An 8139-nucleotide genomic window follows, 5' to 3' on the forward strand; every position below is an offset into this window, starting at 1 on the left:
GGGGCCGAAAAACCGCGCAGGATCGACGGGACCGGGCGCGTCGCATGGCCGGGAAAGGCAAAGCTTTGTTCGGCCTCGGTCATCTCCAGTGTCCGGGTCGCCATCACCTCGTCGCCATTGGGGTTGAGCAGGCCCACCGCCACCGGGATCACCTGCGGGTGTTTTTCCTGCTGGTCGGGGGTCGGCGCGGTGCTCTGCGCCAGATGCAGGGTGAAGGTGTCGCCGTCGTAATCCTCGCGCACCGACAGGCGCGGCGTGCCCGACTGCGTGTACCAGCCCTTGAACTGGGCAAGGTCGCGCCCGGTGGCGTCCTCGAAGACCTTCAGCCAGTCCTCGATCGTGGCCGCGTCGCCGTCATGGCGCGCGAAATAGAGGTCCAGCGCCCTGGCGTAATCCTCGGGGCCGACCAGCCGGTGCAGCATGCCGATCACCTCGGCGCCCTTCTCATAGACGGTCGCGGTGTAGAAATTGTTGATTTCCTGAAAGCTATCCGGCCGTACCGGGTGCGACAGCGGCCCCTGATCCTCGGGGAACTGGCGCCCGCGCAGGGCCAGCACGTTGGAGATCCGCGCCACCGGAGCCGAGCGCATGTCGGCGGTGAACTGCTGGTCGCGGTAGACCGTCAGACCCTCTTTCAGGCAGAGCTGGAACCAGTCGCGGCAGGTGATGCGGTTGCCGGTCCAGTTGTGGAAATACTCATGGGCGATGATTGCCTCGATGCGTTCGAAATTGGCATCGGTGGCGGTTTCGGGGCTGGCCAGCACGCAGGAGGAGTTGAAGATGTTCAGCCCCTTGTTCTCCATCGCGCCCATGTTGAAATCGTCCACCGCGACGATGTTGAAGATGTCGAGGTCGTATTCGCGGCCATAGACCTTTTCGTCCCAGGCCATGGATTTCTTCAGCGCCTCCATGCCGAAGGCGCATTTGGTCTCGTCGCCGGGGCGGACCCAGATGTTGAGCGCGACCTCGCGTCCCGAGCGGGTGGTGAAACTGTCGGGGTGATTGACCAGATCGCCGGCCACCAGCGCAAAGAGATAGGCGGGTTTCTTCCACGGGTCCGACCATTCGGCGAAACCGGCGCCGCTGTCGCCGGGGTTGCCGTTGGACAGCAGGATCTGCTTGTCGCCCTCGATGCGCACGTCGAAGGGGGCCATGACGTCGGGGCGGTCGGGGTACCAGGTGATCTTGCGGAAGCCCTCGGCCTCGCACTGGGTGCAATAGATGCCACCCGACATATAGAGCCCCTCGAGCGCGGTATTGGCCTCGGGGTTGATCTCGACCTCGGCCTCCCAGGTGAAGGGGCCGTCGGGCACGTCGACCTCGATGCCGCCCGCCACCATGCGCGGCGTCACCGGGGCGCCATCGATCGCGGCGGCGATCGGGGTCAGGTCTTCGCCGTGAAGAAAGAAACGCTGCGCCGGCGCCGCGGGATCGGGGCGGAAGGCGATGCGGGACATCACCCGCGTGGCGGTGGGATGCAGGCGAAAGGTCAGGTGGACATGCTCGATGGTCCAGCCGAAGGGGGTGTAATCCTTCAGCCAGATTGTTTCTGTGCTGCTGTCCTTCATCTCGGCTCTCCTGTTGGTCCTTGCGGCGAAGATGCCGTCAAACGCCGCCGTTCCGCAAGCCGTGAAGCGGCCGGGATCGGTGGTTTCTGCGAGAAAACCAATGCATTTTGCGGCGCGCCGAGGTGGCGGCTTTTGTTGCCTGAAGCGGGCGGCTGGATTAGATCGGAGGCAGGGGCCTGATGCAACCGGCCGGTCGGGGAGGGGAAGATGAGCGATAGAATCGAAAAGGACGGCATGCGGGTCGATCCTGCCCTGGTCCGCTTCATCGAAGAGCGGGCCCTGCCCGGCAGCGGGGTTTCGGCGGCGGCATTCTGGGCCGGCCTGTCGCGCATGGTGCACGACCTTGGCCCCGAGAACCGCCGGCTGCTTGAGGTGCGCGAGTCGTTGCAGAACCAGATCGACCTCTGGCACATCGCCCATCGCGGCGCGCCGCACGACCATGTGGCCTACAAGACCTTTCTGGAAGAGATCGGCTATCTTCTGCCCGAGGGCGAAGATTTCGAGATCGACACCGCCAATGTCGATCCCGAGATCGCCCTGGTCCCGGGGCCGCAGCTGGTGGTGCCGATCACCAATGCGCGCTATGCGATCAACGCCGCCAATGCCCGCTGGGGCAGTCTTTACGACGCTTTCTACGGCACCGACGCCATGGGCAGCGCCCCGCCGCCGGGCGGCTATGACCGGGGCCGGGGGGCACGGGTGGTGGCGCGGGTGCGGGTGTTCCTGGACGAGGCCTTTCCGGTCGCCGGGCTCAGCCATGCCGACGCGCGGCGCTACCACGTGCGCGAGGGGGCGCTGCTGGTCGACGAAAAGCCGCTCGAACAGCCGGAGAAATTCGCCGGCTATCGCGGCGATCCCCGGGCGCCCGAGGCGGTGCTGCTGGTCAATCACGGGCTGCATGTGGAACTGGTCTTCGACCGCGCCCATGCCATCGGCGCCCGCGATCAGGCGGGTCTGGCCGATGTGCGCCTTGAAAGCGCGGTCTCGGCGATCATGGACTGCGAGGATTCGGTGGCCTGCGTCGATGCCGAGGACAAGGTCGTGGCCTATGGCAACTGGCTGGGGTTGATGAAGGGGGATCTCGAGACCGAGGTCGACAAGGGCGGGCAGCGGTTCACGCGGGTGCTGAACCCGGATCTGGACTATGTGGCGCCGGACGGCGGCGCGCTGCGCCTCAAGGGGCGGGCGCTGATGCTGGTGCGCAATGTCGGGCACCTGATGACCAGCCCGGCGGTGCTGGACCGCGACGGCAACGAGGCTTTCGAGGGCCTGCTGGACGCGCTGATCACGGTGCTGATCGCCAGGCATGATCTCGGGCGCGGCGACGGCAATACGCGCCACGGCTCGGTCTATGTGGTCAAGCCGAAGATGCATGGCCCCGAGGAAGTGGCCTTTGCGGTGCGCATCTTCGACATGGTCGAGGAGATCCTCGAGCTGCCGCGCAACACGGTGAAACTGGGCATCATGGACGAGGAACGCCGCAGTTCGGTCAACCTCAGGCAATGTATCCGCGCCGCGCGGTCGCGGGTGGCCTTCATCAACACCGGGTTCCTCGACCGCACCGGCGACGAGATCCACACCTCGATGGAGGCCGGCCCGTTCAGCCGCAAGGATTTCATCAAGCGCAAGGGCTGGATCACCGCCTATGAGAACCGCAATGTCGATATCGGGCTGGACTGCGGGCTGATCGGGCGGGCGCAGATCGGCAAGGGCATGTGGGCGATGCCCGACCGGATGGCCGACATGCTGGAGCAGAAGATCGAACACCCGAAATCCGGCGCCAGCTGCGCCTGGGTGCCGAGCCCGACAGCGGCGACCCTGCATGCGCTGCATTACCACCGGGTCGACGTGCCGGCGGTGCAGCGCCGCCTCAGGGCCGGCGGATACCGGGCCCATGTCGACGGGGTGCTCGAGATCCCGCTGGCCAGTTTCCGCAGGTGGCCCTCGGCGCAGATCATCGCCGAGGTGGAGAACAACGCCCAGGGCATTCTCGGGTACGTGGTGCGCTGGATCGACCAGGGGGTGGGCTGCTCGAAGGTGCCGGACATTCACGATGTCGGGCTGATGGAGGATCGCGCCACCTGCCGGATCTCGGCGCAGCATATCGCCAACTGGCTGCATCACCGGGTGGTCAGCGAACCGCAGGTGATGGCGGCGTTGCAGAAGATGGCGGCGGTGGTCGACCGCCAGAACGCGGGCGATCCGGCCTATCGGCCGATGGCACCGGATTTCGACGGCATCGCCTTTCAGGCCGCCTGCGACCTGGTGTTCCGCGCCCGGGCGCAGCCTTCGGGCTATACCGAGCCGGTGCTCCATGCGCGGCGGCGCGAGAGGAAGGCGGCGGCGCGCGGCTGACGGCGGGGGCGGGGGGCTGTCTGCCCCCTCTTGCGCCTGCGGCGCAATTCACCCCCGAGGATGCTTGTGGCAAGAGAAAGACGCCGGGTCGGCCTGCGCGTAGGCTTTGCCATTGCCCTGGGCGCGGCCTATGCTGGCCGGGAACAGGCAAGCGAGGGCAAAATGGCGCGACCCGTCGTCGGAATCATCGGCAACCAGTATCTCATCAACGACCAGTACCCGGCCCATGCCGGCGGGACGATGAATTCCGAGGCCATTGCCGGGGTCTCGGGCTGCATGCCGCTGCTGATCCCGGCCGATCCGCGCTTTGTCTCGGTCGACGAGTTGCTGCAGCGCTGCGACGGCTTCCTGCTGACCGGCGGGCGCCCCAACGTGCACCCCGAGCATTACGGCGAGGCGGCGACCGCCGCCCATGGCGAGTTCGACCGGGCGCGCGACGCCATCGTGCTGCCGCTGGTGCGGGCCTGCGTTGCCAGTGGCCAGCCCTTCTTCGGCATCTGCCGGGGCTTTCAGGAGGTCAACGTGGCGATGGGCGGCTCGCTCTACCCGGAGATCCGCGACCTGCCCGGGCGCGACAACCACCGGATGCCGCCCGACGGCACGCTGGAAGAGAAATTCGCCCTGCGCCACCTGGTGGAGTTTTCCGAGGGCGGCGTGTTCCACGCCCTCTTGGGCGCGCGCCGGGTGATGACCAACACCCTGCACGGGCAGGGCATCAACCGCCCCGGGGCGCGGGTGGTGGTCGACGGCCATGCCCCCGACGGCACGCCCGAGGCGATCTATATCCGCGAGGCGCCGGGCTTCACCCTGTCGGTGCAGTGGCACCCGGAATGGGATTCGGCCAATGACCCGGTGTCGCGGCCGCTGTTCGAGGCCTTTGGCGACGCGGTGCGCGCCTGGGCCGATGGCGGGCGGCCGATGCCGGTGCTGAAATCCGCCTGAGCCCGCCGCGACCGGCGCCGGGGCGCTTGGGTGACGCTCAGGTGACGCTCAGGTGCCGGTCAGGTGACGGTCAGGTGACGGTGGCGCGGCGCCTGTAGGCGGGGCGGTCCCAGAGGGCATTGTGCATCACCTCGGCGATGACCGCCACGGCGGCGCCGATGTCGGCTTCGTCGATATAGAGCGGCGTGATGCCGAAGCGCATGATGTCAGGGGCGCGGAAATCGCCGATCACGCCCCGGTCGATGAGCGCCTGCATGGCGGCATAGCCCTCGTCGAAGGCAAAGGACACCTGGCTGCCGCGCCGGTGCGGATCGCGCGGGCTGGCAAGGGTCAGCATCGGGCAGCGGGATTCCACCTCGGAGATGAACAATTCGCCGAGCGCGATCGAGCGGGCGCGCAGATCGTCGATGTCGACCCGGTCCCAGATATCGAGCGCGGCCTCGAGGGCGGCCATCTGGAGCACCGGCGGGGTGCCGACGCGCAGCCGTTCGCTGCCGGCCGCCGGGCGGTAGTCGAGATCGAAGGCAAAGGGGGCCTGGTGGCCGAGCCAGCCCGAGAGGACGGGCTCGATCCGGCCGGCATGGCGCGGCGCCACGTAGATGAAGGCCGGCGCGCCGGGACCGCCGTTGAGATATTTGTAGGTGCAGCCGACCGCGAAATCCACGCCACATCCGGCAAGGTCGACCGGCAGGGCACCGGCGGAATGGGCAAGATCCCAGAGGGTCACGACCCCCCGGTCGCGGGCCATTTCGCTCAGCGCGCGCATGTCGTGCCTGCGCCCGGTGCGGTAATCGACCTCGGTCAGCATCAGCACCGCCACCTCTTCGCTCAGGTGGTCGGCCACGTCTTCGGGGTCGACCAGCCGCAATTCGTGCCCCCGTCCAAGGGCCCGGATCAGCCCCTGCGCCATGTAGAGATCGGTGGGGAAATTGCCGCTGTCCGACAGGATCACCCGGCGTTCGGGGACCAGCGCCAGCGCCGCCGCCAGCGCCTGATAGACCTTGATCGACAGGGTGTCGCCAAGGCAGACATGGCCCGGTTCCGCCCCCAGCATGGCGCCGATGCGATCGCCGATCCGCATCGGCTGTTCCATCCAGCCGGCCTTGTTCCAGCCGGTGATCAGCATCTCGCCCCATTCCTTGTGTATCGTTTTCTGCATCACCTGCGCCGCCGCCCGGGGCAGGGGCCCGAGCGAATTGCCGTCGAGGTAGATCACCCCCTCGGGCAGGTGGAACAGGGCTTTGGTGGCGTCGAAATCGGTCATCTGTCTCTCCTGCGGCGGGGCCGGGGCGGGTCCGGCGTGATCGCTACAGGCTTAGCCGAGGCGCATCGGCCATGCACCAGCATTTCTCGTGATGCCAGGCATCAGGGGCCGTGATCGACGGCCGCGATTGCAGGTCGGAGGCGGCGGAATGCCCGGTGCATCCCGCCGTCTGCGTCACGGGTCGGTCACGTCCGGATCGCGGGACCGGCGGATATGTTCCCTTGGTTCGCGATCGGGCAGGGGGCGCAGTCGGCAAGGAACGCGCCGCCCGCCGCGACTAGAGCTCGCCGCCCGAGATCTGGATGGTCTGGCCGCGCATGCTGTCGGAATTCGGCGCGCAGAGGAACATCGCCGCCTCGGCCACCTCTTCGGAGGTGATCAGCCGGCCATGCGGGTTGACGCCGACCATCAGGTCGCGCGCCGCTTCTTCGGACAGACCGGTGCGCTGCATGATCTTCTGGGTGTTGTCGGTGATGATGTCGGTGTCGACATAGGCCGGGCACAGCGAGTTGAACGTATAGGGCTTGTCGGCGTAATCGGCCGACAGCGACTTGATCAGCCCGTTCAGCGCATGTTTCGAGGCGCCGTAGCAGGGGGCGCCCTTGAGGCCGCGCAGGCCGGCAATCGACGACACGCCGATCACCCGGCCCCAGTCGGTGGTGATCATGGATTTCAGGCTTTCGCGTATGGTCAGGAAGGCACCGTCGATATTGATGCCCATCATGAAGCGCCAGTCCTCGAGCGTCATCTTGTGCAGGGCGCGCCCTTCGGCGATGCCGGCATTGGCGACGCAGATCTGGATCGGGCCGCGGGCCGCGACGGCGGCGGCGGTGCCATCGACCACCGAGGCTTCGTCCGAGACATCCATCTGAAGCGCGTGCAAGCCGTTGCCGGCAACCTGGTTCAGGACCTCGGCGCGGCGCCCGGTGATCGTGACCTCGGCGCCGGCCGCAGCCAATGCGCGGGCGATGGCCAGCCCGATGCCGGTGCCGCCGCCGGTGACCAGTGCGTGTTTTCCTTGAAGGTGCATGTCTGTTCTCCCTGTTTCGCAGGCAGAGTATCTGGCCAAGGCCGACTGACAAGTCGCGCCGGTACGTCACTTTTCACAAAATCGCAACGACGCCCGGTCTGCGGCGCGATGCCGGCTTGCTTTCGGGGCCGTGATCCCGCATAGCCGATACATGCTTGTCCATATGTGCCCGAAGCGCCTCGAACGGATGTGCCGCCACCCCTTGCCGGACCGACCGGCCGCCGCGTCCGAGGTTTCCTAGAATGCCGCGCTGGCTGGATCTGCCGCCTTTGTGGCTGGCCGGTTTCGTGCTTCTGGCCTGGTGTCAGGTGCGGTTTCTCGATGCCGGGCTGGGCTTTGGCCCGGTCTGGGCGGATCTTGCCGGGGGGCTTCTGGTGGGCGGAGGTCTGGTGTTGATCCTGCTGGCCGCGGTCGAGATGCGGCGCCAGAAAACCACCATCATCCCGCATCAGGAGGCCGATCGCCTGGTCCAGAGCGGGATCTTCTCGCGCTCGCGCAACCCGATCTATCTTGGCGACGCAATGATCCTTGCCGGGCTGATCCTCTATTGGGATGCGGTTCTGGCGCTGCCGCTGGTGCCGGTCTTTGTCTGGGTCATCGAACGGCGCTTCGTGATCCCCGAGGAAAACCGGCTGCGGCGCAGGTTCCGCGCCGACTACGCCCGCTACTGCCAGAAAGTCAGGCGCTGGCTTTGATGACGTTACGCTGCTGTGTGAAACAATTGCGAAAGGTTTGCTTGTGCAGCAATCGACGGCACGCTAAAAACTTTCGCAATCGCAGCATCGGCTGTTTGAAACAATATTGCTCTTTGACCTAGGGGGATAGGAAACGTGAAGATCGGAACACCAAGAGAGGTGTTTGACGGAGAGAACCGTGTGGCGATGACGCCGGACTCCGCCAAGCAGCTGATGAAGCTGGGATATGACTGCGCCATCGAGGCCGGAGCGGGGGCCAATGCCGGGTTTTCCGACGCCGCCTAC

At 66.7% G+C, this 8139-nt stretch carries 7 protein-coding genes; 4 read left to right on the forward strand and 3 right to left on the reverse strand.

Translation table 11 applies throughout. The features are described 5' to 3' along the window. A partial coding sequence (gene pepN / locus ABZD10_RS11545) for an aminopeptidase N (RefSeq protein ID WP_372886652.1) occupies positions 1-1568 on the reverse strand: 1568 nt, incomplete at its 3' end. A gap of 207 nt (positions 1569-1775) precedes the next feature. Here pepN and ABZD10_RS11550 point away from each other — a divergent pair. Both ABZD10_RS11550 and ABZD10_RS11555 read left to right on the forward strand, forming a co-directional pair. After that, entirely contained in the window at positions 1776-3923 is a 2148-nt protein-coding gene (locus tag ABZD10_RS11550; RefSeq protein WP_372886653.1) for a malate synthase G, read from the forward strand. A 162-nt stretch (positions 3924-4085) separates the two neighbouring features. Continuing rightward, positions 4086-4865: a gamma-glutamyl-gamma-aminobutyrate hydrolase family protein gene (locus ABZD10_RS11555; RefSeq protein ID WP_372886654.1), complete on the forward strand. Its 780-nt coding sequence runs from the start codon at positions 4086-4088 to the stop codon at positions 4863-4865. A gap of 70 nt (positions 4866-4935) precedes the next feature. Here ABZD10_RS11555 and kynU read toward each other — a convergent pair whose 3' ends face one another. Continuing rightward, a complete protein-coding gene (gene kynU, locus ABZD10_RS11560) occupies positions 4936-6129 on the reverse strand; it encodes a kynureninase (protein ID WP_372886655.1) in 1194 nt (397 codons plus the stop codon). A 277-nt stretch (positions 6130-6406) separates the two neighbouring features. Further along, positions 6407-7159: an SDR family NAD(P)-dependent oxidoreductase gene (locus tag ABZD10_RS11565; RefSeq protein WP_372886657.1), complete on the reverse strand. Its 753-nt coding sequence runs from the start codon at positions 7157-7159 to the stop codon at positions 6407-6409. Positions 7160-7401: 242 nt separating this feature from the next. Here ABZD10_RS11565 and ABZD10_RS11570 point away from each other — a divergent pair, with 242 nt between their 5' ends. Both ABZD10_RS11570 and ABZD10_RS11575 read left to right on the forward strand, forming a co-directional pair. Beyond that, positions 7402-7854 carry an isoprenylcysteine carboxylmethyltransferase family protein gene (locus tag ABZD10_RS11570; RefSeq protein WP_372886658.1) on the forward strand — a complete coding sequence of 151 codons (453 nt, stop codon included), beginning with the start codon at positions 7402-7404 and terminating at the stop codon, positions 7852-7854. A 135-nt stretch (positions 7855-7989) separates the two neighbouring features. Next, positions 7990-8139, forward strand: a 150-nt coding sequence (locus ABZD10_RS11575) for a hypothetical protein (RefSeq protein ID WP_372886659.1), incomplete at its 3' end; no start/stop codon positions are given.

This window comes from Shimia sp., from assembly GCF_041624275.1.
Taxonomy (GTDB): Bacteria; Pseudomonadota; Alphaproteobacteria; order Rhodobacterales; family Rhodobacteraceae; genus Shimia.

Excerpts from the sequence above, each read along its gene's own strand:
- ABZD10_RS11550 (WP_372886653.1), top strand. The coding sequence starts at position 1,776 with ATGAGCGATAGAATCGAAAAGGACGGCATGCGGGTCGATCCTGCCCTG.
- ABZD10_RS11555 (WP_372886654.1), top strand. The coding sequence starts at position 4,086 with ATGGCGCGACCCGTCGTCGGAATCATCGGCAACCAGTATCTCATCAAC.
- kynU (WP_372886655.1), bottom strand. The coding sequence starts at position 6,129 with ATGACCGATTTCGACGCCACCAAAGCCCTGTTCCACCTGCCCGAGGGG.
- ABZD10_RS11565 (WP_372886657.1), bottom strand. The coding sequence starts at position 7,159 with ATGCACCTTCAAGGAAAACACGCACTGGTCACCGGCGGCGGCACCGGC.
- ABZD10_RS11570 (WP_372886658.1), top strand. The coding sequence starts at position 7,402 with ATGCCGCGCTGGCTGGATCTGCCGCCTTTGTGGCTGGCCGGTTTCGTG.